Origin of the sequence: Neorhizobium sp. DAR64860/K0K1, from assembly GCF_050500205.1 — a bacterium.
Taxonomy (GTDB): Bacteria; Pseudomonadota; Alphaproteobacteria; order Rhizobiales; family Rhizobiaceae; genus Neorhizobium; species Neorhizobium soli.
Genome location: NZ_CP191459.1, coordinates 625200 through 642205, shown reverse-complemented (window position 1 = coordinate 642205; position 17006 = coordinate 625200). Strand labels below are relative to the sequence as shown.

Below are 17006 nucleotides of genomic sequence, written 5' to 3'. Positions count from 1 at the left end.
GAAGAACCGGCTGGAGCGTATAAAAGCCACACCCGCGCCCGTTCTTCACAAAGCGAAAACTCCTGCCTTTCCCCAGTCTTCCCAATCCGCAGTCTTGCTTTACATAGGCTCCAGAAGGCATGGTTGCAGACCACAAGCCGGACCGAATCGCGGGAGACAGATCATGAACTTCAAAACGGGCCTCGTGCTCATTGCGGCAGCCAGCCTAACGGCCTGCGTCTCTTCTCCGCCGCCGCGCATGGTATCAGCACCAGTGCAGCCGCAGGGCGTCGAGGGCGCATGGGTCGATCCGAACGGTATCGTCTCCACCTTCCAGGCGGGCACGTTCAACACCCGTGCAAGCGACAGCAACGCGCTTCTCGCCTCCGGCACCTATAACAAGCTCTCGCCGACGCTGGTCGAGATCAACATGACCTCGCTCGTGCGCAAGACGCAGTCGCGCGTCAACTGCTCGTTGGTCACCCAAAGCCAGCTGAACTGCACGCAGGATAGCGGCGCGCAGTTTTCGCTCGCCCGCCGCAGCTGATCGCCCAGCTTCACAGTCATTCCAGAGTTAGGGAGGGCCTCGCTTGATGCGGGGCCTTTCGCGTTGTGCGCGAGGGCGAATAGCTCTGGCCTTGTCACATTTACCTTGAAACCAGTTTTGCTTGGTGAAAACATGCGCTGCACAACGATCGTCACCATGGCGTGATACAAAAATCGGGAACATGCACGCCCACACGCGCGCAATCATAAAAGGAGAGAGATGATGATGAGAACTATCGGATTGGGGATCGTGACCGCATCGGTCATTGCCCTTTCGAGCGGCGTCGCAATGGCCGACTTCGAACTCAACATTCTCCACATCAACGACCTGCATTCCCGTATCGAGCCGATCAACAAATACGATTCCACCTGCACGCCGGCCGAGACCGAAAAGAACGAATGCTTTGGTGGCATCGCGCGCGTGAAGTCGGCCATCGACGCCCGCCGCAGCGAATTGCAGGGCAAGAACGTTCTCGTTCTCGATGCCGGCGACCAGTTTCAGGGTTCGCTGTTTTACAGCACCTACAAGAGCGCACCCGTTGCCGAATTCATGAACGACATCGGCTTCGATGCGATGGCGATCGGCAACCACGAGTTCGACGACGGCCCGCAGGAACTGCTGAAGTTCATTACCGCGCTGAAGTTTCCGATCATTTCCGGCAATACCATCGCCAAGGCTGGAACACCGCTGGCCGACAAGTACAAGGGTTACGTGATCAAGGATTTCGGCGGCCAGCGTGTTGCCATCGTCTCCGTTCTCGCGAAAGATACAAGCGAAACCTCTTCGCCTGGTCCCGACATCACCTTCGAGGACGAGATCACCTATGTGAAGAATGCCGTGGCTGATCTCCAGTCGCAGGGCATCAACAAGATCGTGCTCCTGTCCCATGTCGGCTACGTCAAGGACAAGGAAATCGCGGCAGCCGTTGCCGGCATCGACGTGATCGTCGGCGGCCACAGCCACACCTACCTGTCCAGCACCGATCCCAAGGCATCCGGCCCCTACCCGACCATCGTCAAAAGCCCTGCTGGCGTCGATATTCCGATCGTGACGTCCTACGCCTATTCCAAATATCTCGGTGATCTCTCGGTCGTTTTCGATGACAACGGCGTCGTGAGGTCTTCCGCGGGGGCACCGAAGCTGCTCGATTCCAGCGTTCCGCAGGACGCGGCGTTTGTCGCCAAGGTCAAGGAACTCGGCGGCCCGCTCGAAGAGATCAAGAAAAAGGTCGTCGGCTCGACCGAAGGCGTCATCGATGGCGATCGCCTCAACTGCCGCGCCAAGGAATGCACGATGGGCAACCTGCTTGCCGATGCACAGCTTGACCGCGTCAAGGATCAGGGCATCACGCTCTCCATCCAGAACGGCGGCGGCCTGCGTGCCTCGATCGATTCCGGCGAAGTGACGATGGGCGAAATCCTGACCGTCCTGCCGTTCCAGAACACGATCGCAACCTTCCAGCTGAAAGGCTCGGATGTCGTCACCGCCCTCGAAAACGGCGTCAGCCAGATCGACGACGGCGCCGGTCGCTTCCCGCAGGTGGCAGGCATGAAGTTCTCCTTCGACCGGTCGAAGTCGAGCGGCAGCCGCATCAGCGACGTTCAGGTCAAGGAAGGCGAGGCCTTCGTTCCGATCGACCCGAACAAGACATACGGCGTCGTTACCAACAACTACGTCCGCACCGGCGGCGACGGCTACAAGATCTTCAACACCGCGGCCGTCAACGCCTACGACTTCGGACCCAACCTCGAAAACGCCGTTGCCGACTACATCTCGGCCAACAGCCCCTACAAGCCGTATACCGACGGCCGCATCACCGACCTGACACCGGCAGACTACAAGCCGTTACCGAAGGCCGCGGCTGCCCCGGCATCGGCACCGGCTGCAACGCCTGCGCCTGCTGCAACGCCCGCGCCCGCTGCTCCAGCTCCTGCAACGACCGCCCAGGCTCCTGCCCCAGCGGCTACGCCTGCGCCTGCTGCGCCAGCGGCTACGCCTGCGCCTGCTGCGCCAGCACCGGTAGCACCGGCTCCTGCCCCTACCCCAGCGGCGCCTGCGCCGGCTACACCCGCACCAGCGGCACCGGCACCAGTAACGCCCGCACCGGCAACACCGGCTCCGACAGCTGCTGCACCGGCCACTCCTGCACCGGCCACGCCGGCGCCGACAACGACGGCTTCCCCGGCTCCTGCCGGCCCGAGCAAATATACCGTGGTTAGAGGTGACTCGCTGTGGAAGATCGCCGAAAGCACCTATGGCGACGGCGAGAAGTGGATGGACATCTCCAAGGCCAATAGCCTTCGCAACCCGGATGTCATCCAGATCGGCAAGGAGCTGGAACTGCCGGCCAGATAAAAACGAAAGCGGGACAATTTGTCCTGATGCAACCGACGGCTCGGGGCTTCCCCGGGCCGTTGATTGTTTCTAAATAGAGCCAGACAATCCTCCGGCCGCATCGTGCGGTCGAACCCGATCGGAAGTGACCGCATGAATATCGTGCCCTCAAAACTGCCTACCGGTCATCCGAAGGTTACCTTCGGCAAAGTTGGCGTCCTGCTCGTCAACCTCGGCACGCCCGACGGCACGGACTACTGGTCGATGCGGCGTTATCTCGCCGAATTCCTGTCCGACAAGCGCGTCATCGAATGGTCGCGGCTGTTCTGGTATCCGATCCTCTACGGTATCGTCCTCAACAAGCGCCCGCAGAAGGTCGGCAAGGCCTATGAGGAGATCTGGAACAAGGATCTCGACGAGAGCTATCTGCGCACCTACACCCGCAGCCAGGGCGAGAAAATGGCCGAGCGGCTGGCCGATCTGCCAAACGTCGTGGTCGACTGGGGCATGCGCTACGGCAAGCCCTCGATCGCCGAGCGCATGGATGCGCTGAAGGCGCAGGGCTGCGATCGTATCCTGCTGTTTCCGCTTTACCCGCAATACGCGGCTGCAACGACGGCGACCGTCAACGACAAGGCGTTCGAGTACCTGATGAAGCAGCGCTGGCAGCCGGCCCTGCGCACGGTGCCAACCTATCACGATGACCCCGCCTATATCGTGGCGCTGGCCAATTCCGTTCGCCAGACGCTGTCGACGCTCGAGTGGGAACCGCAGCTGCTGATCACCTCGTTCCACGGCATTCCGCAGTCCTATTTCAAGGCCGGCGACCCCTATCACTGTTTCTGCTACAAGACCGCACGGTTGCTGCGCGAAGAGCTCGGCTATACCGAGAAGCAGTTGCGCCTGACCTTCCAGTCGCGCTTCGGGCCTGAGGAATGGCTGCAGCCCTATACCGACAAGACGATGGAAACGCTTGCCGCCGAAGGCATCAAGCGCGTCGCCATCATGAACCCCGGCTTCGTCTCCGACTGCCTGGAAACGCTTGAGGAAATTGCCGGCGAGGCTGGCGAGATCTTCATGCATCACGGCGGCGAGAAATTCGTGCATATCCCCTGCCTCAACGACAGCGTCGACGGCATCAACGTGCTTGAGACGGTGGTTCGCCGCGAGTTGCAGGGCTGGGTCTGAGCTTTAGGGAGATCGCGATGAAGCGAGCCATCGTTACCGGCGGTGCCGGCCTGATCGGAAGCGGGATCTGCACTGATCTGGCCGACCACGGTTTCGAGGTCGCCTCGTTCGACTTCAGCGAAACGGCTGATGTTCCGAAGGGCGTTCAGCCCGTTCTCTGCGATGTCTCCGACGAAACCTCGGTCGAGGAAGCCTTTGCGCTACTCGGCTGGGACAGTCTCGACCTGCTCGTCAACAATGCCGGCATCGCCAGCCCGAACCATGGCCCGATTGCGCAGCTGTCGCTGGCCGACTGGCGCCGCGTGACCGACAGCCACCTGACCGGCGCCTTCCTGATGACCCGCGCTGCGGTGCCGCTGATGTCAACAGGTGGGTCCATCGTCAACATGGTATCGACGCGGGCGTTCATGTCGGAACCGGATACCGAAGCCTATGCCGCCTCCAAGGGCGCACTGGTCGCCTTCACCCACGCACTTGCGATCAGCCTTGGCCCGAAAATCCGGGTCAATGCCATCGCGCCGGGCTGGATCACCAATGAGACGACGCTGAGCGAGGAAGACCACGCACAGCATCCGGTCGGCCGCGTCGGTCGCCCGAAGGACATTGCCGACGCCGTCCTCTATCTGACGGGTGCCGGCTTCATGACCGGCCAGGTCCTGACCCTCGACGGCGGCATGACGAAAAAGATGATCTACGCCGAATAGCGCTTACCGCACTTCGTCGGCGCGAAACCCGTCCGTTGCAGCCTTCCAGAAATTGGCATCCTCATACTCGGTCGGATCCGCGACGCCAGCGAGATGAAACGCTTCGCGACGCTCGACGCAGGTGCCGCACCGGCCGCAATGGTTTTCGCCACCCTTGTAGCAGGACCAGGTGTCGCCGAACGGTGTGCCATGCTTCGCGCCGTCGGTGACGATATCGGCCTTCGACCCATTCACATAAGGCGCCAGCAGCCGCACCGAGGCGTATCCGTCGAGCGCGTGATCCTGCATCGTCTGGAACGCGTCGATAAAGCCCGGCCGGCAATCGGGATAGATGAAATGGTCGCCGCCATGGACGGCAATCGCCACCGCATCCGCGCTCTGGGCCGCCGCCACGCCGAACGCGACCGTCAGCATGATCGCGTTGCGGTTCGGCACGACGGTGACCCGCATCGTTTCCTCAGCGTAATGACCATCCGGCACGTCCAGATCGTCCGTCAGCGCCGATCCCGTCAGCTGGGCACCGATCGAGCGCATATCGATGATCTGGTGGGGTACGCCCAGCCGCAGCGCACAGGCCGCGGCATAGTCGAGTTCCTTCCTGTGTCGCTGGCCGTAATCGAACGAGACGAGCCCGATCAAATCCTGCTCGGCATCAATCTTGTGGGCAAGCGAAACGGAATCCAGTCCGCCGGAACAGACGACGATGGTCTTCATGGTTTTGGTCCTTGTTTTGTCGGGGTAGGCTGCGACCCGTGTGTCCGGCGGTTTCTAGTGCAAGAACATGCGCTTGTGAACACCTCCGCACATCTCTAGGGTTGTCGGGTATGAAACGAACGCAATTTATTGGGCAGGAGGCCTCTTCATGAGCCTGGACGGTTTCGACTATTTCGTCATCGGTATCGTAATCCTCGCGATACTGCTGCTCTTTGCCCTCGTGAAGACCGTGCCGCAGGGCTATAACTACACTGTCGAGCGGTTCGGCCGCTACACGCGCACGCTGGAGCCGGGCCTCAATATCCTGACACCGTTCATCGAGCGCATCGGCGCGCGGATGAACGTCATGGAACAGGTGCTCGACATTCCCACCCAGGAAGTCATCACCCGGGACAATGCCAGCGTTTCGGCCGATGCCGTCGCCTTCTATCAGGTGCTCAACGCCGCGCAGGCCGCCTACCAGATCACCAATCTCCAGCTCGCCATCCAGAACCTCACGATGACCAATATTCGCTCGGTCATGGGTTCGATGGACCTCGACGAGCTGTTGTCCAACCGCGAAGTCATCAACGAACGGCTGCTGCGCGTCGTCGACCAGGCGGTTCATCCCTGGGGCATCAAGGTCACCCGCGTCGAGATCAAGGACATCCAGCCGCCGGCAGACCTCGTGCAATCGATGGGCCGCCAGATGAAGGCGGAGCGCGAGAAGCGCGCCCAGATCCTCGAGGCCGAAGGCTCGCGCAACGCGCAGATCCTGCGGGCCGAGGGCGCGAAACAGGCAGCTGTGCTGCAGGCCGAAGGCGAACGCGAAGCCGCGTTCCGCGATGCCGAGGCGCGCGAGCGTCTGGCAGAAGCCGAAGCGCGCGCGACGCAGGTCGTCTCCGAAGCAATCGCCTCCGGCAACGTGCAGGCGATCAACTACTTCGTGGCGCAGAAATATACGGAAGCTCTAGTCGAGATCGGCAAGGCGAACAATTCCAAGATCGTGCTGATGCCGCTTGAAGCCTCGTCGCTGATCGGTTCGCTCGGCGGCATCGGCGCCATCGCCAAGGAAGTCTTCGGAAATGGCGACGGCCCTGCCCCGGCAGCGCCCCGCACGCAACCCGGCCAGCCTTCGCGCACCACCCGCAGCACGCCGAGCGTGACCGCTGTCATCCCGCCCTATACGCCCTCCTCCGACAAATGAGGCTGCAATGATCATCGATCTGGTACGCAGCCTCGGCTCGTGGAGCTGGTGGCTCCTCGGCCTTGTCCTGCTCGCAGCAGAACTGGCCGTTCCCGGTGCCTTCCTGATCTGGATCGGGCTTGCCGCCATCATCGTCGGCGCGCTGTCTCTGGCACTCTGGGATACCGGCATCTGGACCTGGCAGGTGCAGCTTCTGCTGTTTGCCGTGCTAGCGGTCGCACTGGCGGTGGTTGGGCGTCGCTTCTATTCCGGCCGTGGCGGCGAGAGCGATCAGCCGAACCTCAACCGGCGCGGCGAAAGCCTCGTCGGGCGCACCGCAACGCTGCACGAGCCGATCGCGGAAGGTCGCGGACGGATCAGGCTTGATGATACGTGGTGGTCGATCATCGGGCCGGACCTGCCAGCCGGCACTCAGGTGGTGATCATCGAATCAAATGGCCGCGATCTTCGCGTCGAAGCAACCGCGACCGTCTTGCGTCCCACCTGAAACTCAGATGGGTTTCAGGCGACGCCGACGCGGAGCAGATCGTGGAAATGGACGATGCCGATCGGGCGCTGATCTTCGCCGACGACGAGAAGCGCGCCGATACTGTACTGGTTGAGCAGCGCGAGAGCCGCCGTCGCCAGCGTATCCTTGCCCACCGTCTTCGGGCGCACGGTCATGACCTCGTCCACGGGCATCTTCGTCAGGTCGACGTCGAGATGGCGCGCAATGTCGCCATCGGTGACGACGCCGACGAGCCGGCCTTCGTCATCGGTAACACCGACGCAACCGAACCGCTTGCGCGACAATTCCTGCACCGCTTCCGGCATCAGCACGCCCTGGCGCACCAACGGAATGCTGTCGCCGACATGCATGAGGTCGCTGACATGCGACAGCATGGCGCCGAGCTTGCCGCCAGGATGATAGACGCGGAAATCGGTTGCCGAAAAACCGCGCGCTTCCAGTAGCGCAACAGCAAGTGCATCGCCCATCGCAAGCTGCATCAGCGTGGAGGTGGTTGGAGCCAGCCCGTGCGGACAGGCTTCCTGTTCCTTCGGCAGAAGTAGAACGACATCGGCCGCTCTGCCGAGCGCTGAGACCTCACCAGACGTGAGTGCGATCAAAGGAATAGAAAAGCGACGGGTGAACGATACGATCCCCTGCAACTCGGCGGTCTCGCCGCTCCAGGACAGCGCCAGCACGACATCGCCGGGCGCAATCATGCCCAGATCGCCGTGGTTTGCTTCGACCGGATGCACGAAGAAGGCCGGCGTTCCTGTCGAGGCAAAGCTTGCAGCAATCTTCTTGCCGATATGGCCGCTCTTGCCGATGCCGGTCACGATGACACGACCGCTGATGCCGCCGATCAGCTCGGCCGCTGCGCGGAACGGGCCGCCCAGGCCATTCTGAAGGGCATGATCAAGGGCTACAAGGCCCTGTTTTCCAAAGGCAATCGTCCGCAGGGCGGAATCAATGACATCGACCTCTGCGGCCTGCAACGCTCTCTTTATCATGTCGCAGGCTTAGCGCTTTTTCCTGGTCAAGTCCATCGCATTAGCCGCTGAGCAAGTATTGCGGACTTCAAGAAAACAATGCGTCGATCTTCGAAACTGGTCGCTGGCTAGAGTGTCGCTGAGCAAGGAACGGACCATGCAACGGAAAATCTCACGGCTGTTGGCGTACATCACTGACGCGCACAGCGTTCCAAGATATTCGCGGAATAAATACGTCCAACGGCTTCCAGCACACTGCAACCTGATGACGAACGGAGCCCCCTCGAATGTCGAGACGGCTCCTTCTATGGCATTTCGCAGGCTGCAATCAGCAAGTGGTGGCACTTCCGTCGCAGGTGAGCTTTCCTGCTATGTTGCTGAACTGGTTATTCAAAGCGCCGCCGAGCGTTGTTGCGCCGGCAATCAAAGCAACGGAAATAAGTGCGGCAATGAGGCCATATTCGATGGCAGTCGCGCCCGACTCATCCTTCATCATGCGTGCAAGAATTGACATATAACTCTTCCCTGACTCGCCCCTCGGAACGGAATTGCTCCGATATCAAGTTTCTATACTTGAACTGTAGATACATTTTCTTAATGCGCTTAAACAAATCCAATGTGTGTAAATGTCACGTTTGACTTGGTTAAATCACCGTAAACGCGCGAATTCACTTGACTGGGCAACCGGCGTTTGTGCCCTGCGACCATCCATGCGCGCTGGGGATGTTCATGCAAATGTAGTGGCATCTCCTGGCGAGTGGACGGATAGCGTGAAGGGCAGTCGCGCAGCCCCACGCGGCCGGCTTCACCAACTGTTAACCATAAACTAACCCTTTCGAGGCATACTTCGCGATAAATCCGACAAGGTGACATTCGTGTTTCGAAGCATACACTTAGCCAGGACGGACCTGTGGATGCGGAGCGACGCTGGACTTTTCCTTTGGATCAGCATTTCCGATTTCCGGGCAGTCCGATGATTATCAGCAGGACAAAAGCCACGACGCTTTCGTTGCGCGGCCGTGCGTATGGACTGCTGCTGGCCGGCTCGGCACTGATCCTCCCGTCGGCTGCCGTTTCGCAGAGCCTTTTTCCAGACAGTGGCAGCGCGCTTCCAGCCATTCCCAGCAGCCAGGTCGGAACAGCCGGAACATCGACGATTACCCGCAATACCCCGACTGCACCGGTCGGCGGGACGATTCCCGGCGTAGTCGCCGTCGCCGGAGACGAACGGGCCGCCGATACGACGGCGCAACAGAGCGCGGCCGCGCGTGTTCAGGAGCCGGAAGTCGATCTCAACCAGCCGATCGGTCCGTCCGATCTCGAGCCGCTCGATGATGGTCCCGAGGCAATCGATCCGCAGGAGGCTCCGCGTCAAGAGGTGGATCCGACCGGCATCCGGCTCGGCACGTTCATGCTCCGCCCGTCGATCAATCAGAGCATCAACACAGAAATCACCCGCGAGAACGGATCGAAGGAAACGCGCAATTACGCGGCAACCGGGATTCGCGGAACGCTGACCTCCGACTGGTCACGGCATGCGCTGACAGTTACCGGCGAAACCACGATCGAGCACAATTTCACCAAGAGCAAGGAAGGCGAGGATCCGGAGGGCAAGATAAGCGCGGATCTGCGTCTCGATCTTGCAGACGATACCGTTGCGCATCTGACCAGCGGCTACAGCTTTACCCGTGAGGACAATGACGACCCGAACGCCGTCGGTGGCGCCGACGTCCAGTCCGGCGTGCACCTGTTCCAGACCGGGGCATCGATCGGCCGCGACATCGGCAAGATCAGAGCACTCGCCGCCGTCAACGGCTCTCGATATGTCTATACCGAGGCAAAGCTTGCGGACGGCGGCACGCTCAACATGAAAGACCGCAATCGCAGCGGCATCGATGGTCGACTGCGCCTCGGCTATGAACTTTCGCCTGCCCTCATCCCGTTCGGGGAAATCGCATCGGGCCACACATTCTACGATCGCAAGCGCGATGCTTCTGGCTATCAGCGCTCATCGCAGACCTATGCCGCGCGCACCGGCGTCGAGTTCGATTTCGGCGAGAAACTGCGCGGCGAGTTGGGAACGGGCTATGAGGTTGTCGACTACGAGGATAACCGCCTCAAGAATGTCGGTGGCATCAGCTTTGATGGCGATGCGACCTGGTCACCACAGCGCGGCACCGACGTCAATCTCGGTCTGCGCACGACAGTCCAGGATTCCACAACGCCCGGCGAAGGCGGATGGGTGGAGTATGAGCTCACCGCAGCGCTTGCGCACGAGATGCGCGACAGCGTCGTGGCACGCCTGAGCGGCAGCACCGTGTTCCGCAACTTTGATTCCGGCAGCGAAGACGAGGTCACCTGGCTTGCCGGCGCGGGGATAACATGGGCGATCAACCGCTATCTCGATCTCACGAGCGACGTTGAATACGAGAAAACCACGGGCGGCACCGAACAGAACATCGTCCGCGCGGGCATGGGCCTGACTCTGAAGCGATAGCGTCCATCAGACAATCACGTTTCCGTGATACCTTCCCCATTCGTGCCGACCCTCAGTGCTAGTCGTCTAAGAGGTGTGCCTGGACAATAGGCATAACTCACGGTATCGGCCGAAACGGCCCGGGATCGGAATGGGTTCTGTCTCCAACTTACCTTCCCGCGAACAATTATTTCCGCACTGCAGCAATCGCTGCTCCAGCTACTCCTCCAGCGCATGGCTTCTCCAGCCGATCACGCCGTCCATGCACGTTGTACAAAGCTTGCGCCCGGGCTTCCGCCCACTTCCCCTCAGGACTGCGCGCAACATATAAGCGCTCACGACGAATTGTCGCAGTGCAGCATTAATGCACTCCATCGATACATCCTGATAGATTAGAGGCTCAACGTGGCTGGAATTCCAACAGACAGCGCGACCACACCGCGCACAGCAACAAGTTCGACGGCAGGTAACAATTACCGCTTCGCTCTCGTTGCCCTGACTTCCCTGTTTTTCATGTGGGGCTTTATCACCTGCCTGAACGACATTCTGATCCCGCACCTGAAGAACGTCTTCCAGCTCAACTACACCCAGTCGATGATGATCCAGCTGTGCTTCTTCGGCGCCTATTTCATCGTGTCGCTGCCGGCCGGCGCGCTTGTGAAGCGCATCAGCTACAAATGGGGCATCGTCGTCGGCCTGCTGATTGCAGCGATCGGCTGTGCGCTGTTCATCCCGGCTGCCAGCTACCGCGTCTATGCGCTGTTTCTCGGTGCGCTGTTCGTGCTGGCAAGCGGTGTCACCATTCTGCAGGTTGCCGCCAATCCCTATGTGACGGAGCTGGGCGCCCCTGAAACCGCCTCGAGCCGGCTGACGCTGACCCAGGCCTTCAACTCGCTCGGAACCACGATCGCACCGCTCTTCGGCGCCTTCCTCATCCTGTCGGCCGCGACCGGCGACATCCAGAACGCGAGCGGCGAACAACTCGAAGCCTTGCGCCTCGCAGAGGCTGATGCCGTCCGCTTCCCTTACATGCTTCTGGCAATCGCCTTCCTCGTGCTGGCCGCCGTCTTTGCAGCCCTGAAGCTGCCGCATGTCGAAACGGAAGACACGACGGTCGCTGAAGGCGGCGAACGTAGCTCCGCGTGGGCCTACCGTCACCTCGTTCTCGGCGCGATCGGCCTGTTCGTCTATGTCGGCGCCGAAGTGTCGATCGGCTCGTTCCTGGTCAATTACCTGGCAGAACCAAGCATCGCCGGCATGCCGGAATCGGAAGCCGCCCATTACGTCGCCTATTTCTGGGGCGGCGCCATGATCGGTCGTTTCGTCGGCGCCTATGTCATGCGGTTCGTCGACGACGGCAAGGCGCTGGCGTTCAATGCCGGTGTTGCGATCCTTCTGATCCTGCTCACGGTGTTTGCCGGCGGCTCGCTGGCAATGTGGTCGGTGCTCGCCATTGGCCTGTTCAACTCGATCATGTTCCCGACCATCTTCAGCCTGGCACTCAAGGGTCTTGGTCGCCACACCAGCCAGGGATCGGGCATCCTGTGCCTGGCGATCGTCGGCGGTGCCATCCTGCCGGTCGTGCAGGGCATGCTGGCCGATACGGTCGGCATCCACCTCGCCTTCCTGATGCCGGCGATCTGCTACCTCTACATCGCCTACTACGGCCTCAAGGGTCACAGGGCCGCCTGATTGCAGGCATCGATCCCTGAAACGAAAAACGCCCCCGCGATCATCTCGCGGGGGCGTTTTCTTTTGCAGTAAAGGATAGGCTTACATCAGCTTCGAGACGAGCGCCTTCAGGGGCTCCTCGATCGCCGGGCGAATGTCCGGGCGCTGCAGGGCAAAGGCGATATTGGCCATGATGAAGCCGTCCTTGGCGCCGCAGTCGTAGGTCTCGCCCTTGAAGTGGTAGCCGGCAAATTCCTGGCTCTTGGCCAGCGCCAGCATGCCGTCGGTCAACTGGATCTCGTTGCCGGCGCCACGTTCCTGGGTTTCCAGGATCTTGAAGATCTCCGGCTGCAGGATGTAGCGGCCGTTGATGAAGAAGTTCGAAGGGGCCGTACCCTTGGCAGGCTTCTCGACCATCTCGGTGATCTTGAAACCGTCGCCGACGGTCTCACCCTTGCCGACGATACCATACTTGTGAGCCTGGTCCGGATCGCATTCCTCGACCGCAAGAACGTTGCCGCCGGTCTGGTCGTAGAGTTCGACCATGCCCTTGAGGCAGCTCTTTTCCGACGACATGATCATGTCCGGCAACAGGACCGCGAAGGGTTCGTTGCCGACGATGTCGCGCGCACACCAGACGGCGTGACCGAGACCGAGCGGAACCTGCTGGCGGGTGAAGCTCGCCGTACCGGCCTTCGGCAGGATATGCGAGAGCAGCGTCAGTTCGGCATTCTTGTTGCGCTCGCGCAGCATCTGCTCGAGTTCGAACTGAATATCGAAATAGTCTTCGATCACACCTTTGCCACGGCCGGTCACGAATACGAAATGTTCGATGCCGGCTTCCGCCGCTTCATCGACGACATACTGGATGACCGGCTTGTCGACGACCGTCAGCATTTCTTTTGGCACAGCCTTTGTGGCCGGCAGGAAGCGGGTGCCGAGGCCCGCAACAGGGAAGACTGCTTTACGAATTTTCCGTTCTTGTGACACTCATGCCTCCTGATGCATTTCGCTGTGCGGTTTCGGGTCTTTTGTCGGCTGTAATAAACATTTGCTACCTTTTAGCAAAGATCTGCCCCGGCCGCGCGTTTCATGGTAAAGAATTTGTTGACCCTATCCTGTTATCACATCGTTGAGCCGCATCCCGATCTCGCCATGATGGCCAGAATAAAAATGGACCGACTGCCGATGAAAAAAATCAGCCCCAATCGCTTCCGCGCAACGATCTTCTCGCTTGTCGCCGGCCTTGCCATATCGACCTGCGCGATAGATGCCCGCGCCGATGCCGGTTTCAAGACGTGGGTTGCAAATTTCTATTCGACTGCTGCCAAAAGCGGAATCAGTCGCTCGACCTATGATCGCGCCTTTGCAGGCATCAGCGGTCCCGATCAGGAAGTCCTGCGCAAGGCCGAGTACCAGCCGGAATTCAAGTCGAAAATCTGGGATTATCTCGACAGCCGCGTCAATCCCTACACGGTCAAGATCGGCCGCGAAATGGCTGCCCGCCATGGCGCGACGCTGAACGCCGTGGAGCGGCATTTCGGTGTCGACAGAAACATTCTCCTCGCCATTTGGTCGATGGAATCCAACTATGGCGCAGCTCTGGAAAATCCCGAACGTCTGCACCACGTGCCGCAGGCACTGGCGACGCTCGGGTGGGGCGATCCGAAGCGCGGCAAGTTCGCGCGCAACCAGCTGATCGCCGCCTTGAAGATCCTGCAGGCAGGCGACGTATCCCCCAAGCAGCTGACCGGTTCCTGGGCAGGCGCGATGGGCCATACCCAGTTCATCCCGACGAGCTACCTGCTCTATGCGGTCGACGCTGATGGCAACGGCAAGCGCGACATCTGGCATTCGGTTCCCGATGCGCTAGCGACCTCCGCCAACCTTCTGGCCAAGAACGGCTGGACTGCCGGCAAGACCTGGGGCTACGAATCCGTGCTTCCCGCCGGCGCCGCAAAATACGAAGGCCAGAGCAAGACCCTGGCACAGTGGGCAGCGCTGGGCTTCCAGCGTCCGAACGGCAAGGGTTTTCCGCGCGGAGCAGACCGCGCGACATTGAAGCTGATGGCCGGCGCGAACGGTCCAGCCTACCTGATGCTCTCCAACTTCTTCACCATCAAGCGCTACAACGCAGCCGACAGCTACGCGCTCGCGGTCGGTCTTCTCGCCGACGAGATCGCAGGTTTCGGCGGTGTACAGCAGTCCTGGCCGCGCCCCAACGGCACGCTCGACATCAAGGAGAAGTTCGAGCTGCAGAGCCGCATGAAGGAACTCGGCTATTACGAAGGCGAAGTGGACGGCAATTTCGGCTCCGGCTCGAAGGCCGCGATCTCCGCCATTCAGAAGCGCCTTGGCATGCAGCCGGATGGCGAGCCGTCGCATTCTCTTCTCAAGGCGATCCGTTGAGGCTAGCATGCGATGCGCCGCATCGTGAACGGTGCGGCCAAAAGGCATGAAAACGATGAAGCTCTTGCGCCACAACAGGCCAAACCGACGCCTGGTCCGGACGGTATTCATAGTAGCGACCAGCCTCGTGCTGTCGCTGCCATCAACCGTTTCGTTTGCCCAGGACGGCGGCGATCGGCGCAACCTGTTCAACATGCTGTTCGGTGCGCCCCGCACAGAGCGATATGAACGCTACGAACGTCCGACCCGGCGATATGACCGGCAGGATGGATCGATCATCGAGATGGCGCCACGCCGGCAGAGAAGCCGTGCCACTCCGCAGGCTGCGGCTCCCCGCACGAGGACGGCGCCGATACCCTCTCAGCCCCAGGCCGAACCCGTCGCCAAACTGGAAACCGCCAAGAAAATACTCGTTATCGGCGATTTTCTCGCCGGCAATATCGGGGGTGAGCTGGAAACGACGTTTGCGACCTCCCCGGGGGTTTCGATCATCAGCCGCAGCGACGGATCCTCCGGCCTGGTGCGCGACGACCATTACGACTGGCTTGGCCAACTGCCGGCTATTCTCGACGAGGCCAAACCCGCGATCGTGGTCGTCATGCTGGGTGCCAACGACCGCCAGCAAATGGACACAGCCAGCGGCCGCGAGAAATTCCGCACGGATGCGTGGTTCAAACAATATGAAACCCGTGTCGCGGAGCTTGCAGGCATGATCGCGCAGCGCAAGCTGACGCTGCTTTGGGTCGGCCTGCCGGCGTTCCAGTCGCCATCGATGATGGCGGACGCGGTCACGCTCAACACGCTTTATCGGGGACAGGTGGAGAAGGTCGGCGGCGAATTCGTCGACATCTGGGACGGCTTCGTCGACGAGGACGGAAGGTTCGTCCTGACTGGCTCGGACGTCAACGGACAGCAGGTACGCCTGCGCAATTCCGACGGCATCACGCTCACCAAGCCCGGCAAGGAAAAGCTCGCCTTCTATGTCGACAAGGTCCTGCGCCGGCATCTGGGTGACATGGCAAGCCCCGATCTCGCAAAATTCGACAGCAGCACTCTCCCGCCGCTCCAGACACTCGAATCTCCTGCCAACCCCGAAGTGCCCGTACGGCCGATCAGCCTGGTTGACCCGGAGCTGGACGGCGGCCAGGAGCTTCTGGGCGGCAATGCGCCACCGGCCCGTCTAACGGAAACGCCGCGCGACAAACTGGTCAAACGCGGCGAACTCGAGCCCGCCCCGGCCGGTCGGATCGACGACTACCGGCTCACGACCCAGTAGGTCTTTGACACGAGCGCGAGCTCTCGCCTGTAGCTTCGTGAAAAAACGTGCTACATAGTCATAAATTCCCAGTTCAGACGTGCATGGCCTAGCTGATCTCTTTTATCGGAGTGCCCGCATGAACCTGCTTTTTCGCGTTATCGTATCCACGATTCTGCTTGCGACGCCGGTCCTTGCAGAGGTTCCGCCGTTTCCATCCACCTTCAGGACCCAAACTGTCCATGTCGGCAACGTAGACATCCATCTTCGGATTGGTGGCAAGGGACCTGCCGTCGTTCTGCTACATGGCTACGGCGAAACCGGCGACATGTGGGCGCCGCTGGCTGCAAAGCTCGAGATGGATCATCTGGTCATCGTTCCCGATCTTCGCGGCATGGGTCTGTCATCACACCCCGAAGGCGGCTTCGACAAGGCAAGCCAGGCCCGCGACCTGGCCACCATTCTGAACGGACTGCACATTGATCGTTTCTCGCTGGTCACGCACGATATCGGCAACATGGTGGGCTTTGCCCTCGCGACGCAGCAACCCGCCCGCGTGACCCGCTTCGCGCTGCTCGATGCGCCCGTTCCCGGTATCGGCCCATGGGACGAGATCCTGAAAAACCCGCTTCTCTGGCATTTCCGCTTCGGGGGGCCGGACATGGAGCGTCTCGTCGCCGGGCGCGAGCGGATCTATCTGGACCGGTTCTGGAACGAATTTTCCGCCGATCCAAAGCGGTTCGACGAAGCATCCCGCAAACACTATGCCGCCCTCTATGCCTTGCCCGGCGCCATGCACTCAGGCTTCGCCCAGTTCGCGGCCTTCGACCAGGATGCGATCGACAACCGCGCCTGGGCAGCCACGGGCGCAAAATTGGAAATGCCCATTCTGGCCGTTGGCGGTGAAAAGTCCTTCGGGCCGGGCATGGCGGCAGTCATGCGCACCGCAGCCACGCAGGTCAGCGAAGGCGTAATCGCCGATGCCGGCCACTGGCTGATGGAAGAACAGCCGGATGCCACCGTCAAGATGATCGACGCGTTTCTCTCCAGCAGCGAGTGATGCGATC

At 60.8% G+C, this 17006-nt stretch carries 15 protein-coding genes; 11 read left to right on the top strand and 4 right to left on the bottom strand.

Features of this window, described 5'->3' with window-relative positions:
* The first annotated feature begins 163 nt into the window (after positions 1-163).
* The 4 genes from omp10 (at position 164) to ACQY1J_RS07585 (ending at position 4752) form a co-directional block, all read left to right on the top strand.
* The gene (gene omp10 / locus ACQY1J_RS07600) at positions 164-526 is read left to right on the top strand and encodes an outer membrane lipoprotein Omp10 (RefSeq protein WP_062460929.1); all 363 of its coding nucleotides are present in this window, start codon (positions 164-166) and stop codon (positions 524-526) included.
* A gap of 222 nt (positions 527-748) precedes the next feature.
* The gene (locus ACQY1J_RS07595) at positions 749-2881 is read left to right on the top strand and encodes a 5'-nucleotidase C-terminal domain-containing protein (protein WP_430251886.1); all 2133 of its coding nucleotides are present in this window, start codon (positions 749-751) and stop codon (positions 2879-2881) included.
* 132 nt (positions 2882-3013) lie between these two features.
* On the top strand, positions 3014-4048 hold the full coding sequence (hemH, locus tag ACQY1J_RS07590; RefSeq protein WP_062460932.1) for a ferrochelatase: 1035 nt from the start codon (positions 3014-3016) through the stop codon (positions 4046-4048).
* A 17-nt stretch (positions 4049-4065) separates the two neighbouring features.
* Positions 4066-4752, top strand: a complete 687-nt coding sequence (locus ACQY1J_RS07585; protein ID WP_430251099.1) for an SDR family NAD(P)-dependent oxidoreductase — start codon at positions 4066-4068, stop codon at positions 4750-4752.
* Between the two features lie 3 nt (positions 4753-4755).
* On the opposite strand, the gene queC is transcribed toward ACQY1J_RS07585, so the two are convergent.
* Positions 4756-5466, bottom strand: a complete 711-nt coding sequence (gene queC / locus ACQY1J_RS07580) for a 7-cyano-7-deazaguanine synthase QueC (RefSeq protein WP_430251098.1) — start codon at positions 5464-5466, stop codon at positions 4756-4758.
* Between the two features lie 148 nt (positions 5467-5614).
* Here queC and ACQY1J_RS07575 point away from each other — a divergent pair, with 148 nt between their 5' ends.
* Together ACQY1J_RS07575 and ACQY1J_RS07570 are read left to right on the top strand one after the other, a co-directional pair.
* On the top strand, positions 5615-6652 hold the full coding sequence (locus ACQY1J_RS07575; RefSeq protein WP_092659823.1) for an SPFH domain-containing protein: 1038 nt from the start codon (positions 5615-5617) through the stop codon (positions 6650-6652).
* A 7-nt stretch (positions 6653-6659) separates the two neighbouring features.
* On the top strand, positions 6660-7139 hold the full coding sequence (locus ACQY1J_RS07570; protein ID WP_430251097.1) for an NfeD family protein: 480 nt from the start codon (positions 6660-6662) through the stop codon (positions 7137-7139).
* Positions 7140-7153: 14 nt separating this feature from the next.
* On the opposite strand, the gene ACQY1J_RS07565 is transcribed toward ACQY1J_RS07570, so the two are convergent.
* The gene (locus ACQY1J_RS07565) at positions 7154-8149 is read right to left on the bottom strand and encodes a KpsF/GutQ family sugar-phosphate isomerase (RefSeq protein WP_062582344.1); all 996 of its coding nucleotides are present in this window, start codon (positions 8147-8149) and stop codon (positions 7154-7156) included.
* Between the two features lie 307 nt (positions 8150-8456).
* Positions 8457-8642: a Flp family type IVb pilin gene (locus ACQY1J_RS07560; protein WP_062460949.1), complete on the bottom strand. Its 186-nt coding sequence runs from the start codon at positions 8640-8642 to the stop codon at positions 8457-8459.
* Between the two features lie 459 nt (positions 8643-9101).
* On the opposite strand from ACQY1J_RS07560, the gene ACQY1J_RS07555 reads away from it, so the two are divergent.
* Together ACQY1J_RS07555 and fucP are read left to right on the top strand one after the other, a co-directional pair.
* Positions 9102-10625 (top strand): outer membrane beta-barrel protein, encoded by a 1524-nt coding sequence (locus tag ACQY1J_RS07555; RefSeq protein ID WP_162728257.1) that lies wholly within the window; start codon positions 9102-9104, stop codon positions 10623-10625.
* A 393-nt stretch (positions 10626-11018) separates the two neighbouring features.
* Positions 11019-12296: an L-fucose:H+ symporter permease gene (fucP, locus tag ACQY1J_RS07550; RefSeq protein ID WP_244474112.1), complete on the top strand. Its 1278-nt coding sequence runs from the start codon at positions 11019-11021 to the stop codon at positions 12294-12296.
* Positions 12297-12377: 81 nt separating this feature from the next.
* On the opposite strand, the gene galU is transcribed toward fucP, so the two are convergent.
* Positions 12378-13265, bottom strand: coding sequence for a UTP--glucose-1-phosphate uridylyltransferase GalU (gene galU / locus ACQY1J_RS07545; protein WP_062460958.1), 888 nt, complete (start codon positions 13263-13265; stop codon positions 12378-12380).
* Positions 13266-13463: 198 nt separating this feature from the next.
* Between galU and ACQY1J_RS07540 the strand changes: the two genes are divergently transcribed.
* The 3 genes from ACQY1J_RS07540 to ACQY1J_RS07530 all read left to right on the top strand — a co-directional run bounded on the left by ACQY1J_RS07540 (position 13464) and on the right by ACQY1J_RS07530 (position 16999).
* Positions 13464-14684, top strand: coding sequence for a lytic murein transglycosylase (locus ACQY1J_RS07540; protein WP_082472037.1), 1221 nt, complete (start codon positions 13464-13466; stop codon positions 14682-14684).
* 55 nt (positions 14685-14739) lie between these two features.
* Positions 14740-15960, top strand: coding sequence for an SGNH/GDSL hydrolase family protein (locus tag ACQY1J_RS07535; protein WP_430251884.1), 1221 nt, complete (start codon positions 14740-14742; stop codon positions 15958-15960).
* Between the two features lie 118 nt (positions 15961-16078).
* Positions 16079-16999, top strand: coding sequence for an alpha/beta fold hydrolase (locus ACQY1J_RS07530; protein WP_430251096.1), 921 nt, complete (start codon positions 16079-16081; stop codon positions 16997-16999).
* Positions 17000-17006: the final 7 nt, after the last annotated feature.